Source organism: Micromonospora sp. WMMD956 (assembly GCF_029626125.1).
Lineage (GTDB): Bacteria > Actinomycetota > Actinomycetes > Mycobacteriales > Micromonosporaceae > Micromonospora > Micromonospora carbonacea.
Genome location: NZ_JARUBI010000005.1, coordinates 995,580 through 1,013,645, shown reverse-complemented (window position 1 = coordinate 1,013,645; position 18,066 = coordinate 995,580). Strand labels below are relative to the sequence as shown.

The window sequence follows — 18,066 nt, the reverse complement described above, 5'->3', positions numbered from 1 at the left end:
ATGTCAAAGTGGCAGGATTAGGTTAGCGTAACCTAATCTGCGATCTCCTTGCGGGTGGGGCGGTCGTGCCAGTACCCCTGCGTGTGGACCCGCTCGGGGGCGATGTGCGCCTCCGTGAAGAGCCGGCGAAGGTGCGCGATCCTGCTACTCTCCGTAGCTGCCCAGGCGTAGAAGCGGCTGCCCGCCCCGGCCGCCGCCGCGCCGTGCTCGGCCAGCCAGTCGCCCACCATGGCGGCCAGCGCCGTCCCGCCCCGGGCCCCGTCGCGCAGCCGGACCTCGACCGAGTGGTCGGCGGTCACGTCGTCGAGGGTGGCGGCGTCCGCCGCCGTGCCGGCCTCCAGCAGGACGGTCGCCCGCACCCCCGGCCCGAGGCTGGGCAGGATGCCCCGCACTGCCGGGTACGCCGTCTCGTCCGCCGCGATCAGCACCCGCGTCGCCGGCCCCGGCTCCCACTGCACGCCGTAGCCGGGCTGACCGGCCCGGACGTGCGGACCCGACAGGATCAGCCGGTCGCCCGGCCGGGCCCCCGCCGCCCATGTGCTCGCCGGGCCGTGCGGCTGGTGCAGGTAGAAGTCGAGGTCCAGCTCGCGCGCCGCCGGTCGGGCCCGGTACGCGGTGTAGCTGCGCAGCCAGGGCCGCTCGCGGTCGGGCGTGGACCGCCACTCGCGTCGCCAGCCCTGCTCGGGCAGCCCCGCCCGCAGCCCGGCCGGGTAGTCGCCGCCGACCGGCAGCATGATCTTGATGCGTTGGTCGCGCTGGTGCGGGGCCATGTCCCGCAGCCGGTCGTCGCCGAGCGTGACGCGGACGAATCCGGGCGACAGTCGCCGGGTCGCCGTCACGGTCGTCTCGAACAGGACGTTGGGCGAGTTGCGGAAGGTCGACATGCCGGCAAAGGTTAGCCTAACCTGACCAGCGGCTCATCGGGCTGGTGCTGCTTGGCGCCGCGTCCGGCTCCCGGGTGCGCCGCCGGCCTCACCGACCGGTGCCCAACTCGGCGCGGGCAGGACGGTGGTCTCAGGCGTTCGTGGCCTGCCAGGGGTCGATGACTCCGATCCCCGTATCGGCGAAGTCCTTGATGTTGCGGGTGGCGAGGGCGGCGGCTCGGGCTCGGCAGATGGCGGCGATCTGGGCGTCGAACCCGTCGATCGGGCGGCCGAGCCTTTCCCTGCCGGCGACCACGTCGGCGTAGGCGCCGGCTGCCGCGAGGTCGAAGGGCAGCACCTGTCGAGGGAAGGCGGCGAAGATCTCGTTGGCGGCTTGGTGCAGCGATTCCCGACGCTGGCCCTCGGGCAGCCGGGCGATGCCGTAGCGGATCTCGGCGACAGTGACGACCGTGGTGTGGAGGCCGGCGCCTGAACTCTGTCGGAGCCAGGTGAGCACCGCCGGCGCGGGCTCGGCCCGCATCAGTTCGGAGACGACGCTGGTGTCGAGAACGATCATCATTCGGGCAGGCTCGCCGCGCGGGGTGAGGTGGAACGCGACGGCAACTCCAGGTCGACGCCGCCCAGCCGGGCGAAGCGCTCGGCGAGTGCGCTGAACAGGTCGGTCGCTGGTGTGTCCTCGGCGACGGCTGCGGTGAGGATGTCCCGGATCTCGGCTTCCATGGACTTGCCGTGCTGCGCGGCGCGGATGCGCAGCTTCTCCCGCACCGCGTCGTCGAGATCTCTGATGCTGAGGGCCGCCATTGCCTGTCCTTCGATCAGGGTTATGAGAGCAATGCTAGCACCCGAGGCCAACGCCGAGCACGGCGGCCGGGGCGTCTGCTTCAAGGACCCGGCGGGCCACGCCATCGAGCTGATCACCCGCCCCTACCTCTAGCCGGTTCTGCGGCCGGGCGGCCCGTCCGCCGTCCGGCCGCCGGCCCGGGTGACCGGCGCCCCGGGCCAGCCGGTGACCTGCTCGCCGTCAGCCCACGAGGCGGCGTTCCCAGGCCCAGGCGGCGATCTCCACCCGGTTGCGGGCGTCCAGCTTCGCCTGCACGCTGCCGAGGTGCGTCTTGACCGTGCCGACGGAGATGAACAGCTTCGCGGCGATCTCCGCGTTGGTCGCGCCCCGCGCCACCAGCCGCACCACGTCCAGCTCCCGGGGCGACAGACCCGCCGGGTCGGGGCTCGCCGGCGCCGGCGGACTGAGCTGCCGCAGCAGTCGTACGGTGATCGACGGGCTGATCAGGGCCTCGCCGGAGACGGCGGCCCGGACCGCCTCCACCAGCAGGGCGGGGCCGGAGTCCTTCAGCAGGAACCCGCACGCGCCGTTGCGCAGCGCCGCGTGCACGTACTCGTCCAGGTCGAAGGTGGTCACCACGACCACCCGCACCGGGTCGACGACGCCGGGGCCGGCGAGCCGGCGCAGGGCGTCCAGCCCGTTCAGCCTCGGCATGCGGATGTCCAGCAGCACGACGTCGGGGCGCAGCCGGCGGGCCAGCTCGACCGCCTCGACGCCGTCGGCCGCCTCGCCGGCCAGCTCCATGTCCGGCTGCGCGTCGATGATCATCCCGAACCCGGTGCGCACCATCGCCTGGTCGTCGGCCACCAGCACCCGGATCACCGGCCGCCCTCCCCGCCCGCGGGCCCCCGAGCCGCCGGGCCGGAAAGGCCCCGCCCGGCAGGCGACCCGCCGCCCAGCGGCAGCGTCGCGTCGACCAGCCATCCGCCGTCGACGCCGGGACCCGCCCGCAGCCGGCCACCGAGCGCGCCCACCCGCTCGGTCAGCCCGGTCAGCCCGAACCCCGGCCGGCCGCCGCGCTGCCCCCGCCCGTCGTCGGCCACCCGCACCGACAACCACTGCGGCGTACGGCTGACCAGCACGTCCACCCGCCGTGCCCCGGTGGCGTGCCGCCGGACGTTCGTCAGCGCCTCCATCACCACCCGGTAGGCCGACGTGGTCACCTCGACCGGCAGGTCGCCGAGCGGCCCGTCGGCGTGCAGGCGGGCCGGGACCGGGCCGGCCGCGGTGAACGCCGCGACCAGCTCCGCGAGGTCGGCCGCCCCGGCCAGGGGCGTCACCGGGGCGTCCGCCGGCCCGCCCTGGCCGCGCAGCATCCCGATCATGCGGCGCATCGCCGTCATGGCCTCCGCGCCGGCCCGCTCGATCTGCTCCAGCGCGGCGACGGCCCGCTGCGGGTCCCGCTCGGCGACGTAGCGCGCGCCCTGGGCCTGCACCACGATCCCGGTGACGTGGTGGGCGACGAAGTCGTGCAGGTCCCGGGCGAACTCGGCGCGCTGCTCGGCGCGTACCGTCGCGAGCTGGCGCTCCCGGGCGGTCTCCGTGAGCCGCAGGTACATGCCGGCGGCGGCGGCCCCGGCCGCGAGCAACGCGTAGGCCATGCCGATGATCAGGTGGTCGGCGTCGACCTCGGCGCGCAGCGGCAGCGCGGCGGCGGCGAGGCCGGTCGCGGCCACGGCGGCCAGGGCGGGCAGCGGGGCGGCCCGCCGGGCCAGCACGAAGACCACCCCGAGCAGCCCGACCGACTCGGCCAGCCCCCACAGGTGGGCCGATTCCCGCACCGGCACCCGGCCGTCCAGGCCGTGGGTGCCGCGCAGGGTGGCGTACGCCACCGTCGTCGCCAGCGACCAGGCCGCCACCGCGCCGCCGGCCGCCGCCAGCCGGCGGGAGCCCTGCCGGTGGGCGGGCAGCCACACCGCCGCGGTGGCGACCGCCAGCGCGACCTGCGCCAGCGCGGCCGGCACGGCCAGGGTGCCGTCGACGGGGAAGATCCGGCCGCCGACGACGTCGACGAGGCCGAGCAGCGCCATGCCGGCCAGGGCGGCGGCCTGGCCGGCCCGCCGCCACCCGCCGCTGAGGGTTCCGGTCATCGCATCCCACCGTAGCCACCCGGCCGGGCCGGCGGATCTGCCGAAAGTCGGAGCCGGCGGGCGCGGACCCGACTCCGGACGGATGCGCCGCCGGCCCCCGTGCCGGGAGGCTCGGCGGCGTCCCGGTGACCGGCACCGGAGGTGGAGGAGACATGACGACGCACCATCCCGACCCCACGGCGGCCGTCGCGGCGGTCGACCTGGTCAAGGTGTACGGCAGGGGAGCCACGGCGGTACGCGCCCTCGACGGCGTGACGGTGGGCTTCCGGCGCGCCGCGTTCACGGCGATCATGGGCCCGTCCGGCTCCGGCAAGTCCACCCTCATGCACTGCCTGGCGGGCCTCGACCCGGCCACCTCCGGGCAGGTGCTGCTCGGCGGCACCGACCTCGGCCAGCAGTCCGACCGGGTGCTGACCCGGGTCCGCCGGGAGCGCATCGGGTTCGTCTTCCAGTCGTTCAACCTGCTGCCCCAGCTCACCGCCGCGCAGAACGTCACCCTGCCGCTCGACCTCGCCGGGCGCGGCGTCGACCGGGAGTTCCTCGACCACGTGGTGGACGCGCTCGGCATCGGCGACCGGCTGGCGCACCGCCCCAGCGAGCTGTCCGGGGGCCAGCAGCAGCGGGTCGCCCTCGCCCGGGCCCTGGTGTCCCGCCCCGAGGTCGTCTTCGCCGACGAGCCGACGGGCAACCTCGACTCCCGCGCCGGCGCCGAGGTGCTCGGCCTGCTGCGCGACTGTGTGCGTACCCTCGGGCAGACCGTCGTCATGGTGACCCACGACCCGGTCGCCGCCGCGTACGCCGACCGGGTGGTGCTGCTCGCGGACGGCCGGGTCGCCGGCGACCTGGCCGAGCCCGACCGGGGCGCGGTCACCGCCGCCCTGCACGGCCTGGCGGCGGCCCGGTGAGCCGGCGCGCCGTGCTGCTGCGCGCGCAGCTCGTCGAGGCGGCCCGCCGCCCCGCCCGGACGCTGCTGATGGGCCTGGCCGTGATCGTCGCGGCGTTCGTCGTGTTCGGCACCGTGCTGGCCTACCAGGTCACCGAGCGGACCGTGCTCGCCGGCTTCAGCGGCACCCCGGCGGCGGCCGACCTGGTCGTCACCGGCGGCGACGGCGTCTCCCTGCGCACGCTGGACGCGGCCCGCCGGCTGCCCGGCGTCGCCGAGGCGGTCGGCCGCACGGACGCCTTCCACGAGTTCGCCGACGACCGGGGCGCGGGCCTGTCCGTGTACGCCGACCCCGGTGTCGGGCCGCTCGCCACGGCCCGCGTCGTGCAGGGGCGGTACCCGGCCACGGCGGGCGAGCTGGCCGTCACCCGGCGCACCGTCGACCGGCTCGGGCTGGCCGTCGGCGGCACCGTGCGGCTCGCGGGGGCCGCGCCGGACCGGCCGGTCGGGCTGACCGTCGTCGGCGTGGTGGACGCGCCGGACGACTCGGGGGAGGCCGCCTACACCACGGACGCGTTCGCCGCCCGGCTCGGCGGCTCCGACCAGCTCCGGCAGGTCGAGGTGCGGCTCGCCCCCGGCGCCGACCCCGACGCCGTGTCCGCCGCGCTGACCCGCGCCGCGTCGGCTCCCGGTCCGTCGGCTCCCGGTCCGTCGGCTCCCGGTGCGTCGGCTCCCGGTGCGTCGGCAGGCCCGTCCGAGCGCGTCGGTGACGGCGTCGTCGTCCGTACCGGGGCGGAGGCCCGCCGCGCCGAGGCCGACGAGGTCAGCGGGCGTGTCCAGGACCTCTTCGCCCTCGTCACGATGTTCGTGGCGATCGCCGTCGTGGCGGCGGTGCTGGTCGCCACCTCCACGTTCCGGATCGTCTTCGCCCAGCGGATGCGGCAGCTCGCCCTGCTGCGCGCCGTCGGGGCGCCCCGCGCCGGCCTGTTCGGGGCGCTGGTCGTCGAGGGGGCGGGCACCGGCATCGTCGCGGGCCTGGCCGGCGTGCTGGCCGCGTACGGCGTCGGGCACGGGCTGCCGCCGGTGCTGCGGGCGTTCGGCCTCGCCGTGGCCTCGCCCGGCCACCCGATCGCGGCGGCGGTCGCCGTGGCGCTCGGCGCGGCCCTGGTCACGGCGCTGGCGGTGCTCGCCCCGGCGGTCACCGCCGCCCGGGTCGCCCCGCTGGAGGCGCTGCGCACCGCCAGCACCACGGCCGGCCGGCGCGGCATCGGCTGGGCGCGCGCCGGAGCCGGCGTCCTGCTCGCGTCCGGCGCGGTGCTGGCCGCCCTGCTGGTGGCGAGCCGGCTGCCCGGCCCCGACACGGAGAACTACGACCCGGCGGGGCCGCTGCTGGCGATCGTGGCGTCCGGCGCGCTCGCGTACGCCGCGCTGGTGGCCCTCGGCCCGCTGCTGGTGCGCCCGGTGCTTGCCGTCGTCGGCTGGCCGCTGCGCCGCCTCGGCCCGCTCGGCCGGCTGGCCGTCGGCGGGGTCGGCGGGGCGCCCCGCCGGGCGTCGGCCGTCAGCGTCGTCGTCGCGCTCGGGGTCACCCTGGTCGCGGGCGCGCTCGTCGGCAGCGCCTCGCTCGGGACGCTGCTCAAGCGGGAACTCGCCGGCATGGCGCCGGCCGACGTCGCCGTGACCGCCCGGGGCGACGGGCCGCTGCCGGCCGGGCTCGTGCAGCGGGTCCGGGGCATCGGCGAGCTGGACCGGGTGGTGCCGTACCGCAGCAGCCCCGACGTGCGCGTCGCCGGCGCGGAGGTCGACGGGCTCACCGCCACCGACCTGGACCTGCGCGCGCTGGCCACCTGGGCGGACTTCGGCGCGAGCGCCGGCCGGCTCACCGACGCCGGCCCCGGGCGGGTGGTGCTGCTGCGGTTCCTCGCCGACGAGGCGGGCGCGCGGCCGGGCGACGAGGTGACCGTCACCCGGGGCGACCGGTCGGTGCGGCTGCGGGTGGCCGCGACCATGGCGAACACCCCGGTCGGCGCGGGGCTGCTGGTCGACCCGGCGGACCTGGACCGCCTTGGTGTGCCGGCCGGCCCGACCGGACTGCTGGCCGACGTGGCGGGCGACGACGAGCAGGCCCGCACGGCGGCGGTGCGGGCCCTGCGCGCCGCCGGCGGTCAGCAGGTGGGCATCGTCGTGACCGCCGACGACCGCGACGAGCTGGACGGCCAGCTCGGCGCGCTGCTGGGGGTGCTGCTGGGGGTGCTGGGTCTGACCGTGGTCGTCGCCGTGGTCGGCGTCGGCACCACCACGGCGCTGTCCGTGGTGGAACGCACCCGGGAGTCCGGCCTGCTGCGGGCCGTCGGGATGTCGCGTCGCCGGCTCGGGGCGATGCTGACGGTCGAGGCGGGCCTGTACGGCGTCCTCGGCGCGGCCCTCGGACTGCTGCTGGCGTTGCCCTACTCGTGGCTGACCGTCGCGGCGCTGGGCCAGGACGCGCCCGTCGAGTTCCCGGCGGGGCAGCTCGCCGGGGTGGTGCTGGCCCTCGCGGTGGCGACGGCGCTCGCCGGGCTGCTGCCGGCGCGCCGGGCGGCCCGGGTGAGCCCGGTGGCCGCCCTGGGCGCGGGCGACTGACCCCACCGTCAGTAGGCGAGCTCGACCGGGCGGCCGAGCAGCTGGCTGCCGTTGTTGCCCAGCCAGCCCTCGGCCGCCGCCGCGTGCTGCGAGAACGTGTGGATGTCCCGGAACCGGCGCTGCACGGGCGAGGAGTCCCGTGCCGCGCCGCCCCCGGCCGCCCGGTAACAGGCGTCCACGGCGGCGGTGGCGATCTCGGTGACCCAGGGCAGGCTGGCCGAGATGCGCGGCTGCAACCCGGCGAGCGCGACCGGGCCGCCGTCGTGCGCCGCCCGGAACAGGTCGTCGGCCAGCGACCGCAGCAGCGCCCGGGCCGCCCGGACGTGCAGGTCGGCCCGGCCCAGCCGCTCCCGGAAGGCCGGCGAGTCGGCCAGCGGCTGCCGGGCGTAGAGCCGCCGTCGGTCGCCGTCGAGCAGGGCGACCGTGTCGTCCAGGGCGCCCTGGGCGATCCCGACGGCCACCGCGCCCAGGTGCAGGACGAACTGGGCCAGCGGCGCGACGAAGCCCGGCCCCGGCACGCACGGCACGCCGGCGAACAGGTCGAAGCTCCTCTCGACCGGGCAGTAGACCCAGTCGGCCCGCACGTCGTGACTGCCGGTGCCGCGCAGCCCGAGGGCGTGCCAGTTGTCCGCCACCGTCACCTGCCCGGCCGGCAACAGCATCGAGCGGACCTCCACCGGCTGGCCGGCCGGGCCGGGCAGCGGCTGACCGTCGCCGGTGAGCACGCAGTTGCCGAAGATCCAGTCGGCGTGCCGGGATCCGCTGGCGAACGCCCACCGCCCCGTAACCTGGAACCCGCCGTCGGCCAGCTCCGCCCGCCCCTGCGGGGCGAAGCCGCCGGCCACCACGACGTCGGGGCCGTGGGCGTACAGCTTGTCGAACTGGTCGCGGGGCAGCATCGCCAGCAGGTGCGGGGTCTCCGCGCCGATCATCACCGTCCAGCCCGTCGACCCGTCCGCGCGGGCCAGCGCCTCCAGCACCGTCAGCCCGGTGTGCGGGTCGGCGTCGTACCCGCCGTGGCTGCGCGGCACGAACATCCGGAAGCAGCCGGCGGCCCGCAGCCGGTCGAGCAGGTCGACGGGCAGCTCCCGGGCCGCCTCGATCTCCTCCGCCCGCCGGGCCAGCTCCGGGGCCAGCTCCCGCACGGCCCCGGTCAGGCGAATCCGGTCCTGGTCGTCCACTGCGGCCTCCTGCTCACCCCTGACCCGCGACGCCCCTGCGACGCCACGGTCCGCGACGTCGACGTCGACGCCCTCGGCACAGACGGTCCGTCGCCCGACGTCCCGGCGGGAAGGGACAGCGGTACCGGCGGTCCGGGCCCACGGCGCGCCGCGGAAGTTCCCGACCGGCCGGGACGGCACGCACCAGGCGCCCGGGACACCGGGACCGGCATGCTCGAACGGGCCGGGGCCGGGGCCGGGCCGTCGCCGGCAGCGCGCTCCGCCGGTCCGCCCGCCAGCCGCCAGATCCCGGAGGTTCCCGTGCCCGTCAGCGGCCACCCCGTCCCCGCCCGCCGGTGGACGACTGTCGCGGGACCGACAGCCGCCCTGGAGCAACGGGCCATCGGCAACCGACGATCCGGCTGACAGGATCACGTCATGCTGGCCGACCCGCCGCCGCGCGTCCGCCCCGTCCCGGGCACCGGCGACGACCACCGCCGCCCGGTCGCCGCCCGGGCCGTCGCCGTCGCCTGCGCGCTGCTGTTCACCGGCACCGCGCTGTGCTGGGCGCTGGCCCACCGCCCGTGGGGGCTGGCCCAGCTCTACTTCCTCGTCGACTTCACCGACTGCGCCGTCTACGGGGCGGTGGCCTGGCTGGTCCTGCTGCGCCGGGGGCACCCGGTCGCCTGGCTGCTGGCCGTGACCGGGATCGGCGGCGGGGTCTCCGCCCTGGGCGCCCAGTACGCCGACCTGCTCCGGGTGCACCCCGAGCTGCCCGAGCTCACCTGGCTCACCTCGGCCCGGCACTGGGGCTGGGCGCCGGGCATGCTGTCGCTGATCGTGGTGCTGCCGTGGCTGGTGCGGGAGGGGCGGCTGCCGACGCCGGCGCGGGCGGCGGTGACGACGGGCGCGGTGGTCGTGGCCGCCTTCGAACTGGGCCAGCTCACCTGGCCCGGCCCGGACGCCACCGGCTCCACGTCGCCGCTGCCGATCCGCAGCGCCGCCTGGGCGGCGCTGGTCGAGCTGGCACTGCCCGTGCTCGCCGCCCTGGTGCCGGTGCTCGGGCTGGTCGCCGCCGGTGGGCTGCTGTGGCGGCGACGGGTCGCGCCGACCACCGAACGGGTCGGGCTGGGCTGGCTCGCCGTGGGCACGGCGCTGCTCGCGGTCAGCTTCGCCCCGGTGGCGCTGCCCCCCGACCGGGCGCACCTGGTGCCGCCCTGGCTGCCGCCGACGGGCATGCTGGCCGCCCAGGCGTTCTTCCCGGCCGCCGTGCTGGCCGTCGTGCTGCGGCAGCGGCTGTGGGGGATCGAGATCGCCGTCCGCCGTACGCTGGTCTGGTTCCTGCTGACGTTCCTGCTGGTCGCCGCGTACGTCGTCGGGGTGACCACCCTGGACGCCCTGCTCCCGGCCAGCCGGGCGGTGCCCGGGGTGCTGGTCACGGCCCTCGTCGCCGCCGCCGTGCAGCCGGGCCGTTGGTGGGTGCAGCGGCGGGTGGACCGGCTCATCCACGGCGCCGCCGCCGAGCCGCTCGGGGTGGTGCGCGGCGTGGGGGACCGGATCAGCGCCAGCGAGGACCCGGCCGACGTGCTGACCGGGGTGGCGCGGAGCCTCACCGACTCGCTGCGGCTGGGCGCGTGCGGCATCGAGGTGGACGGGCCCGAGCCCTGCACCGCCCACTGCGCCTCGACCGGGCCGGTGGGCGAGCCGCTGGTGTTGCCGCTGCGGCGGGGCGAACGGGAGGTCGGGCGGCTCACCGCGTGGGCGCGGGCCGGCGAGCGGCTCGACGGGCGTACCCGATCGGCGCTGGTCGACCTGACGCCCGTGGTCGCCTCGGCGGCCAGCCTCGCGGCCACCAGCCGGGCGCTGGTGGCCTCGCGGTCCCGGCTGGCCGAGGCCCGCGACTCGGAACGCCGCAAGCTGCGCCGGGACCTGCACGACGGCCTCGGCCCCACCCTCGCCGGGGTGGCGCTCGGCCTCCAGGCGGCCCGCAACCTGCTCGGGGTCGACCCGGCCGCCGCCGGCCGGCTGCTGGACCGGCTGCGCGACGAGACGGACCAGGGCGTCGAGCAGGTCCGCGACCTGGCCCGCGGCCTGCTGCCGCCGGTCCTCGGCGAGCGCGGGCTGGCCCCCGCCCTGCACGAGCTGGCCGGGCGGTACGACGGCTCGGGGCTGGCCGTGCAGGTCGACGCCCCGCCGCTGCCGCTGCCCGAGCCGGTGGCCACCGCCGTGTACGGCATCGTCGCCGAGGCCGTCCGCAACGCCCAACGGCATTCGGGTGCGTCGGTCTGCACGGTGCTGGTCGAGCGCGACGCCGACGGGCTCGCCGTGCGGGTCGCCGACGCCGGGCGGGGCATCGGGGCGGGCATCGCGGCCGGGGTCGGCATGCTCTCGATGCGGGAGCGGGCCGAGGGGATCGGCGGGGTGTGCGCGGTCGGCCCGGGTCCGGACGGCGGGACGGTCGTCAGCGTGCACGTGCCCGCCGCCCGGCTCGCGCCGCCCCCGCCGCCCCTGGTCGGGCTCCCGGCCGGCGGTGTGCGGCCGGCAGGTGGTACGCCGCCGGTGGCCGCCGCGGTGGGCGGTGCGCGGCCGGTGGACGCTCCGCGCCTGGCGGGCGGTCGGCTGCCGGTGGACGCCGCGGTGGATGGTGCGCGGCCGGTGGGGGCCGCGTCGGGCGGGTCGGAGGTGACCGTTCGTGGGCGGTGACGAGGCGGCGATCCGGGTGGTGGTCGTCGACGACCATCCCGTGTTCCGGCTCGGCATGACGGCGCTGCTGGCGTCGACGCCGGGGCTGGAGGTCGTCGGCGAGGCCGCGGACGCCGACGGGGCCCGCCGGGTCGCCGACCTCACCCGCCCGGAGGTGATCATCATGGATCTCCACCTCGGCGGCGGCCGGTCCGGCGTGGAGGCCACCCGCGAGATCGTCGGCCGGCACCCGGGGACCGGGGTGCTGGTGGTGACGATGCTGGACGACGACGACTCCGTCTTCGCCGCGCTGCGCGCCGGGGCGCGGGGCTACCTGCTCAAGGGTGCCGCGCCGGGCGAGGTGGACCGCGCCGTCCGGGCGGTGGCCAACGGGGAGGTGCTGCTCGGGCCGGTGGTGGCGAGCCGGGCGATCGGCTTCCTGGCCGGGGGCCGGGCGAGCGGCCCGACGCCCTTCCCCGGGCTGACCGACCGGGAGCGCGAGGTGCTCGACCTGGTCGCGCAGGGGCTGAGCAACCTCGTCGTCGCCCGTCGGCTGACCCTGAGCCCGAAGACCGTCCGCAACCACCTGTCCAACGTGCTCGGCAAGCTCCAGGTCGCCGACCGCAGCCAGGCCATCCGGCGGGCCCGCGAGGCCGGCCTCGGCCAGCCCTGACCCGCGTGTGCGGGGCGTGAGAGGGGTCCCCTTCTCTACCGGAGGCGTTAACAGGGGGCCCTTCCTTGCGACTCCCTATGCTCGGGGGATGGAACTGCGGATCTTCACCGAACCCCAGCAGGGCGCCACCTACGACCAGCTCCTCGCCGTGGCCCGCTGCGCCGAGGACGCCGGCTACGGCGCGTTCTTCCGGTCCGACCACTACCTGAAGATGGGCTCGGTCAGCGGCGACCCCGGCCCCACCGACGCCTGGACCACGCTCGCCGGCCTGGCCCGGGACACCTCCCGGATCCGGCTGGGCACGCTGATGACGGCCGCCACCTTCCGGTTCCCCGGGCCCCTCGCGATCACCGTCGCGCAGGTCGACCAGATGAGCGGCGGGCGGGTGGAGCTGGGCATCGGCGCCGGCTGGTTCGCCGAGGAGCACAGCGCGTACGGCATCCCGTTCCCGCCGCTGGGGGAGCGGTTCGACCGGCTGGAGGAGCAGCTCGCCGTCATCACCGGGCTCTGGGAGACCCCGGCCGGTGAGACCTTCGACCACGCCGGGCGTTACTACCCGGTGCAGGGTTCGCCGGCCCTGCCGAAGCCGGTGCAGCAGCCGCGCCCGCCGATCCTGCTCGGCGGGAAGGGGGCGAAGCGCACGCCGCGCCTCGCGGCCCGGTACGCCGACGAGTTCAACCTGCCGTTCGTCTCGGTCGAGGAGACGGCCGCGCAGTTCGAGCGGGTCCGGACCGCGTGCGCGGAGATCGACCGGGACCCGGCCGGGATGAACTGGTCCAACGCCCTGGTGCTGTGCTGCGGGCGGGACGAGGCGGAGGTGCGGCGGCGGGCCGAGCGGATCGGGCGGGAGCCGGCCGAGCTGCGCGAGAACGGCCTCGCCGGCACCCCCGCCGAGGTCGTCGACACGATCGGCCGGTTCGCCGGGATCGGCAGCGGCCGGATCTACCTCCAGGTCCTCGACCTGGCCGACCTGGACCACGTCGAGCTGGTCGCCGCCGAGGTGATGCCCCAGCTCTAGCAGCCACCCGGCGGGGACCCAGCCACCCGCCGCGGGACCCAGCCACCCGCCGCGGGACCCGGCCCTCACCGGCGCGGGACCCGGCCCCCGGCGGGGAGCCGGCCGTCGGCGCGAGTTCGCCGGATCCGCTGACACCGGGGCCCCGCTGTTGGAACCTGCGAGGGGAGCTTCGGGCGGAGGTGGGGGCGCGTGGGCCGCAGGCAGGTCTGGCTGCTCGTCCTCACCGGCCTGTTCCCCACCGTCGAGGCCGTCGTGCTCGTGGCGATGGGTTTCGTGGCCGCCGAGGGGCTCGCGCCGCAGACCGGCGCGGTCTGGCCGTACGACACCTACCACGACCTGCGGTGGATGTTCGTCTACCACCAGTCGTGGCCGGAGTTCCTGACGACGTTCTGCCTGGTGGTGCTGGCCCGCACCGGTTATCACGTCCTCATGGTGCGGCTGGCGTGGCCGGACGGGATGCCGATGCCGTCGGTGCGCCGGATGCTGCGGCGGGCGTTCATCCTCGCCGTGGTGGTCACGGTCGTCGTCTCGCCGTGGGCGGTGATCTCGGTCGCCGCGTCGGTGGTGGCGCTGTCCTGGGTGCTGCTCGCGTCCCTGCTGCCGATGTTCCTGATCGCTCCGTTCATGCAGCGGGTGGCCATGGTCGACCCGTGGTGGGGCGGCCTGCCGTCGATCAGGCTGGTCGGCTGGTCGCTGCTGAACCTGGTGGCGCTCACGCTGGCCGGCGCGGTGGCGTGGAGCGTGCCGAGCTGGTGGACGGTGCTGGTGGCCGCAGTGGCGGGCGTGGTGAACGGGCTGCTGTGGATCCGGATCCTCCGGGCGGCCCTGCTCGCGCCGCCGCCGAGGTGGGCCCGGGTGCCCGTGACGCCGTTCGTGGTGCTGGTCGCGTTCGCCGTGCCGGTGCTGATCCCGCTGGCCGTGGACGCGGTGCCGGCGAGCCTGCGGGCCGAGCGGGTGCTGCTCGACCAGCCGCTGCCACCGGAGATCACCCAGGCGGTGGTGGTGCTGGCCGGCTACGGCTCCGCGTACGGGGGCGTGCGGCCGGACGACCCGAGGGTGGAGTGGTTCTCCTACCGGGGGCTGGGCCCCGACGGTGAGCCCCGGCCCTACGGGCCGACGGACACTACGATCTCGATGGCCGAGAGCGTGGAGCTGCTCGCCGCGCAGGTGGAGCGGCTGCACCGGCGTACCGGCCGGAAGGTGGCCCTGGTGGGGGAGAGCGAGGGGGCGCTCGTGGCCCGCACCTACCTCGCCCGGCGGCCCCATCCGGCGGTCGACGCGCTGGTCATGTTCAGCCCGCTGGTCGGGGCCGGCCGGGCCTACTATCCGCCGCCGGGCGCGCGCCGGGGGTGGGGCCTGGTCACCGGCTGGTACCTGCGGGCCCTCTTCGAACCCGTCCGCCTCACCGGCGGGCCCGGCAAGGGGCCGGACGAGCCGTTCATCCGGTCGCTGCTCGACGACGCGCCGTTCTACCGCAACCGGTTCATGTGCCCGGTGCCCGGCGTGCGGATGGTCGCCTTCCTGCCGTACACGACGGCCGCCGAGGCGCCGCCGGGCGACTACACCGGCATCCCGGTCTTCCAGACCGTGGGCGTGCACGGCGGCCTGCTCGACCGGACGCAGGTGCGGGACAACCTGGTCGCCTTCCTCGCGGGCACGCCGGTGCAGCGGACCCGGCCCGAGTACACGCTGATCCAGCGGCTCACCGCCGGCTGGCAGGCGCCGCCGCTGGACATCTCGGCCAATCCGGCGTGGGCGGACGTCCGGGAGCCGGATCCGGCGTTCACCGGCCGGGTCTGCGTGCCGGGCCGGTGACGGGCGGGGGCGTCCGGGCGGGTCTGCGTCCCGGGCCGGTGGCCCACAGGAGCGCCGGGGCGGGCCCGGCCGGTGGGGGCCGCGCGGGTCACAGCGGCGGCGGGCCGCACACCTTCCAGCCGCCGTCCTGCTTCTTGAGGTGGAACTGCACCTCCCTGCTCGGGTGGCCCGGGTAGGTGACCTCGGCGGTCACGACGTGCTGCGTGGGGGCGTCGCTGCTCCGCCGGACGGCGACGTCGGTGATGCGGAACCCGGTCGGTTCGACGATCACGCTGGCGGTGGCGTCCCAGTCCGCCCGGGACCGCCCGCGCTGTTCGGCCGCGCAGAGCAGGTCGTACGCCGTGCCGTTGTCGCCCCGCACGGCGGCGTCGAGGTACGCCTCGCCGGCGGCGCGCATGCCCGGCTCGTCCGCCTTGTCCTTGCGTTGGAGATAGAAGCCGCTGATCGGCGTGCCGCAGCAGACCAGCGCGACGACGACGAAGAGCGTGATCACGAATCCCCGGGTGGACATGTTCGCCTCGTCGGCCATGGCCGCGAGGATAGGGACGCCCGGCAACGCCCCGGCGTCGGGCGGCGTGGGCGGCGCGGGCGGCGCGGGCGGCGGTGGCGCTGCCCCTCAGCCCGTCGGGCGCGGGTCCCGGACGACGGTGTCGAGGCGGCCGTCGCGGTCGCTGTCCAGGTAGGTGATGTCCGGGACGCCGTCGCCGTCGAGGTCGAACTGCACCACGTCGGCGATGCCGTCGCCGTCGAGGTCGGTGACCACCTCGGTCGAGCCGTCGAGGTGGTGGGTGACGATCGAGTGCGACCCGACCGGCGGGCGCGGGGCCGGCCCCGGCGACGGCGCGGGCACCGGCCTCGGCGCGAACCCCGGGCCGGGCGACGGCGCGGGGCCGGGCGACGGCGCGGGGTACGCCCCGACGGCCGGGCCGGCCTGCGGATACGCCCCGAGCGGCGCGTCGGTCTGCGGGTCCGGGCCGACGCCGGTCGGGTCGATCTCCTCCTCGGACGGGTACACGTCGCCGCGCAGGGCGGGATCCGGGTAGCTGCTCATGGGCGTATGGTTCCCCGACGACGCCCCGGGCAACCAGTGCCCGGCCCGCCGGTGCCGCCCGGGTGTCGACCCGACGACGCCGAGTGACGGGAGAGGCCACGTGGACGCGAGCGACGGGAAGCCGGGCGGCGGCGGGCCGGACGACGCCGGGGTGCCGGAGCGCAACTGGGCCGGCAACGTCCGCTACGCGGCGGCGCGGCGGCACCGCCCGGCCGGGCTGGACGAGCTGCGCCGGCTGGTCGCCGGCAGTGACCGGATCCGGGCGGTCGGCTCGGGCCACTCGTTCAACCGGCTCGGCGACACCGCCGGTGACCTGGTGTCGTTGGCCGGGCTGCCGCAGACGGTCGAGGTCGACCGGGAGCGGGCGACGGTCACCGTCGCCGCCGCCATGCGCTATGGCGACCTGGCCACCCGGCTGCACGCCGCCGGCTTCGCGCTGCCGACGATGGCGTCGCTGCCGCACATCTCGGTGGCCGGCGCGGTGGCCACCGCCACCCACGGCTCGGGCGACGGGATCGGCAACCTGGCCACCGCCGTCTCGGCGCTGGAGCTGGTCACGGCCGACGGCGAGCTGCTGACCGTACGCCGGGACGAAGGCGGCGACCGGTTCGCCGGGATGGTGGTGGCGCTCGGCGCGCTGGGCGTGGTCACCCGGCTCACCCTGGACGTCGTGCCCGCCTTCGAGGTGCGCCAGTACGTCCGGCTCGGCCTGCCGCGCGCGGCGCTGGACGAGGCGTTCGCGTCGGCGTACAGCGTCAGCCTCTTCACCGACTGGCGCGGCGGGGGCGACGGCCGGATCGGCCAGGTGTGGCGCAAGCAGCTCGCCGACGCCCCACCGCCGCCGGCCGACTGGCTCGGCACCACGGCGGCGGCCGAACCCGTGCACCCGGTGCCGGGCATGCCGGCGCGCAACTGCACCGCCCAGCTCGGCGAGCCGGGGCCGTGGCACGAGCGGCTGCCGCACTTCCAGCTCGGCTTCACCCCGAGCAGCGGCGACGAGCTCCAGTCGGAGTATCACCTGCCGCGGGCGGCGGCGGCCGGGGCGCTGGCCGCGCTGGACCCGCTGGCGGACCGGATCGCCGCCGTGCTCCAGATCTGCGAGCTGCGTACGGTCGCCGCCGACGAGCTGTGGCTGAGCCCGCAGCACGGGCGCGACAGCCTTGCCGTGCACTTCACCTGGATCGGCGACGGCGACGCGGTGGCCCCCGTGCTCGCCGAGGTGGAACGGGCGCTCGCCCCGTTCACGCCCCGGCCGCACTGGGGCAAGGTGTTCACGGTCGAGCCGGCGGCGGTCGCCGCCGCGTACCCCCGGTTCGCCGACTTCGCGGCGCTGGCGCGCGAGCTGGACCCGGCGGGCAAGTTCCGCACCGACCTGCTGGACCGCTACCTGCCCCGCTGATCCCCGCCCCGCCCGTCGCCGGGCCGGCGGTCAGCTGCCGGGGTCGCCGGTCAGGTGGGCGAGGATCCGCCCGGTCTGGCCGCGCAGCAGGTGGCCGGTGTCGGGCAGCAGGACGACCGTGGCCCCGGGAACGAGGGTGGTGAGCCGTTCCCGGGTGGCGTGCGAGTCGAGCAGCCGGTCCCGGCCTCCCACGATCGCGAGGACCGGGGCCCGCAGCGCGCCGAGGGCAGCGGCGTCGAACCGGGGCAGCCGCTGCCGGCGGGGCCGGAAGTGCCGGTGGACGAGCAGCAGGTGGTCGACGAGCGCCTGCCCCGCCGGGGTGTCCGTGGGCAGCGGGGCGCCGAGCGCGAACCGCAGGGTGCGCCGCAGCCCCCAGGTGCCGAACGGCCGCAGCAGCAGCGCGGCGAGCACGAAGGACGTCCGCTGCCGGCCGAAGCCGCCGGGGGCGAGCAGCGCCAGGCGGGTGACCCGGGCGGGACGGCGGACGGCGTAGTCCACCGCCAGCCAACCCCCGAGCGACATGCCCACGATCGAGGTCGCCCCGACGCCGAGGGCGTCCAGCACGTCGTCGAGCCAGCGGGCGTACGCGTCGGAGCCCAGCGGGGGACGCGTCGGCGCGCTCAGGCCCGGCTCCCCGATCAGGTCGACGGCGTACACGCGGAAGTGCCGCGCCCAGGTCGCGACGTCGCCCAGCCAGGCGGTGGCCGTGGACGCCGAACCGTGCAGGAGCAGCAGGGGCGGGGCGTCCTCCGGCCCGCTGGCCAGCACGAAGGTCGGCCCCTCGGCGGTGTCGACCGTGCGTTGCAGGGCGGGCACGGGCCACCGCCGCAGCAGGTCGTGATAGTGGGCGTGCACGTGCTCCGCGCCGTGGGGCGAGTCCCAGACCACCTGAGGGGTGTTACTCATCATTCCCTAAATGTATCTTCCATGGGAATGATGGGGAACTTTGCA

Annotated in this window: 16 protein-coding genes; 7 read left to right on the top strand and 9 right to left on the bottom strand. The window is 76.8% G+C overall.

The genetic code is table 11. The annotated features are described in order from the left end of the window. Positions 1-32: 32 nt before the first annotated feature. The 5 genes from O7628_RS04700 to O7628_RS04680 form a co-directional block, all read right to left on the bottom strand. On the bottom strand, positions 33-884 hold the full coding sequence (locus O7628_RS04700; RefSeq protein ID WP_278128621.1) for a siderophore-interacting protein: 852 nt from the start codon (positions 882-884) through the stop codon (positions 33-35). A gap of 130 nt (positions 885-1,014) precedes the next feature. Next, entirely contained in the window at positions 1,015-1,443 is a 429-nt protein-coding gene (locus tag O7628_RS04695) for a type II toxin-antitoxin system VapC family toxin (RefSeq protein ID WP_278128619.1), read from the bottom strand. Further along, positions 1,440-1,685: an Arc family DNA-binding protein gene (locus O7628_RS04690; protein WP_074474644.1), complete on the bottom strand. Its 246-nt coding sequence runs from the start codon at positions 1,683-1,685 to the stop codon at positions 1,440-1,442. Before O7628_RS04690 ends, O7628_RS04695 begins: the two co-directional genes overlap by 4 nt. A 220-nt stretch (positions 1,686-1,905) precedes the next feature. Further along, complete coding sequence (locus O7628_RS04685) at positions 1,906-2,547, bottom strand: response regulator transcription factor (RefSeq protein WP_278128616.1); 642 nt, start codon at positions 2,545-2,547, stop codon at positions 1,906-1,908. After that, positions 2,544-3,815, bottom strand: coding sequence for a histidine kinase (locus O7628_RS04680; RefSeq protein WP_278128615.1), 1,272 nt, complete (start codon positions 3,813-3,815; stop codon positions 2,544-2,546). The genes O7628_RS04685 and O7628_RS04680 overlap by 4 nt, the downstream gene beginning before the upstream one ends. A 152-nt stretch (positions 3,816-3,967) precedes the next feature. Here O7628_RS04680 and O7628_RS04675 point away from each other — a divergent pair, with 152 nt between their 5' ends. Next, the gene (locus tag O7628_RS04675) at positions 3,968-4,720 is read left to right on the top strand and encodes an ABC transporter ATP-binding protein (protein ID WP_278128614.1); all 753 of its coding nucleotides are present in this window, start codon (positions 3,968-3,970) and stop codon (positions 4,718-4,720) included. Continuing rightward, positions 4,717-7,317 (top strand): ABC transporter permease, encoded by a 2,601-nt coding sequence (locus O7628_RS04670; RefSeq protein ID WP_278128612.1) that lies wholly within the window; start codon positions 4,717-4,719, stop codon positions 7,315-7,317. Before O7628_RS04675 ends, O7628_RS04670 begins: the two co-directional genes overlap by 4 nt. Positions 7,318-7,325: 8 nt before the next feature. Here the strand turns inward: O7628_RS04670 and O7628_RS04665 are convergent, their stop codons facing one another. Further along, a complete protein-coding gene (locus O7628_RS04665; RefSeq protein ID WP_278128610.1) occupies positions 7,326-8,498 on the bottom strand; it encodes an acyl-CoA dehydrogenase family protein in 1,173 nt (390 codons plus the stop codon). A 417-nt stretch (positions 8,499-8,915) separates the two neighbouring features. On the opposite strand from O7628_RS04665, the gene O7628_RS04660 reads away from it, so the two are divergent. The 4 genes from O7628_RS04660 (at position 8,916) to O7628_RS04645 (ending at position 14,665) form a co-directional block, all read left to right on the top strand. Next, positions 8,916-11,180 (top strand): histidine kinase, encoded by a 2,265-nt coding sequence (locus O7628_RS04660; protein ID WP_278128609.1) that lies wholly within the window; start codon positions 8,916-8,918, stop codon positions 11,178-11,180. Continuing rightward, positions 11,170-11,832, top strand: a complete 663-nt coding sequence (locus O7628_RS04655; RefSeq protein WP_278128608.1) for a response regulator transcription factor — start codon at positions 11,170-11,172, stop codon at positions 11,830-11,832. Before O7628_RS04660 ends, O7628_RS04655 begins: the two co-directional genes overlap by 11 nt. An 88-nt stretch (positions 11,833-11,920) precedes the next feature. Continuing rightward, on the top strand, positions 11,921-12,850 hold the full coding sequence (locus O7628_RS04650) for an LLM class F420-dependent oxidoreductase (RefSeq protein WP_278128606.1): 930 nt from the start codon (positions 11,921-11,923) through the stop codon (positions 12,848-12,850). A gap of 189 nt (positions 12,851-13,039) precedes the next feature. Continuing rightward, complete coding sequence (locus O7628_RS04645) at positions 13,040-14,665, top strand: hypothetical protein (RefSeq protein WP_278128604.1); 1,626 nt, start codon at positions 13,040-13,042, stop codon at positions 14,663-14,665. 88 nt (positions 14,666-14,753) lie between these two features. Here the strand turns inward: O7628_RS04645 and O7628_RS04640 are convergent, their stop codons facing one another. Together O7628_RS04640 and O7628_RS04635 are read right to left on the bottom strand one after the other, a co-directional pair. Next, complete coding sequence (locus tag O7628_RS04640; protein WP_278128602.1) at positions 14,754-15,194, bottom strand: hypothetical protein; 441 nt, start codon at positions 15,192-15,194, stop codon at positions 14,754-14,756. A gap of 87 nt (positions 15,195-15,281) precedes the next feature. Beyond that, positions 15,282-15,716, bottom strand: coding sequence for a hypothetical protein (locus O7628_RS04635; RefSeq protein WP_278128600.1), 435 nt, complete (start codon positions 15,714-15,716; stop codon positions 15,282-15,284). Positions 15,717-15,867: 151 nt separating this feature from the next. Here O7628_RS04635 and O7628_RS04630 point away from each other — a divergent pair, with 151 nt between their 5' ends. After that, positions 15,868-17,115: a D-arabinono-1,4-lactone oxidase gene (locus O7628_RS04630; RefSeq protein WP_278136210.1), complete on the top strand. Its 1,248-nt coding sequence runs from the start codon at positions 15,868-15,870 to the stop codon at positions 17,113-17,115. 30 nt (positions 17,116-17,145) lie between these two features. Here O7628_RS04630 and O7628_RS04625 read toward each other — a convergent pair whose 3' ends face one another. Continuing rightward, the gene (locus O7628_RS04625; protein ID WP_278128598.1) at positions 17,146-18,021 is read right to left on the bottom strand and encodes an alpha/beta fold hydrolase; all 876 of its coding nucleotides are present in this window, start codon (positions 18,019-18,021) and stop codon (positions 17,146-17,148) included. Positions 18,022-18,066: the final 45 nt, after the last annotated feature.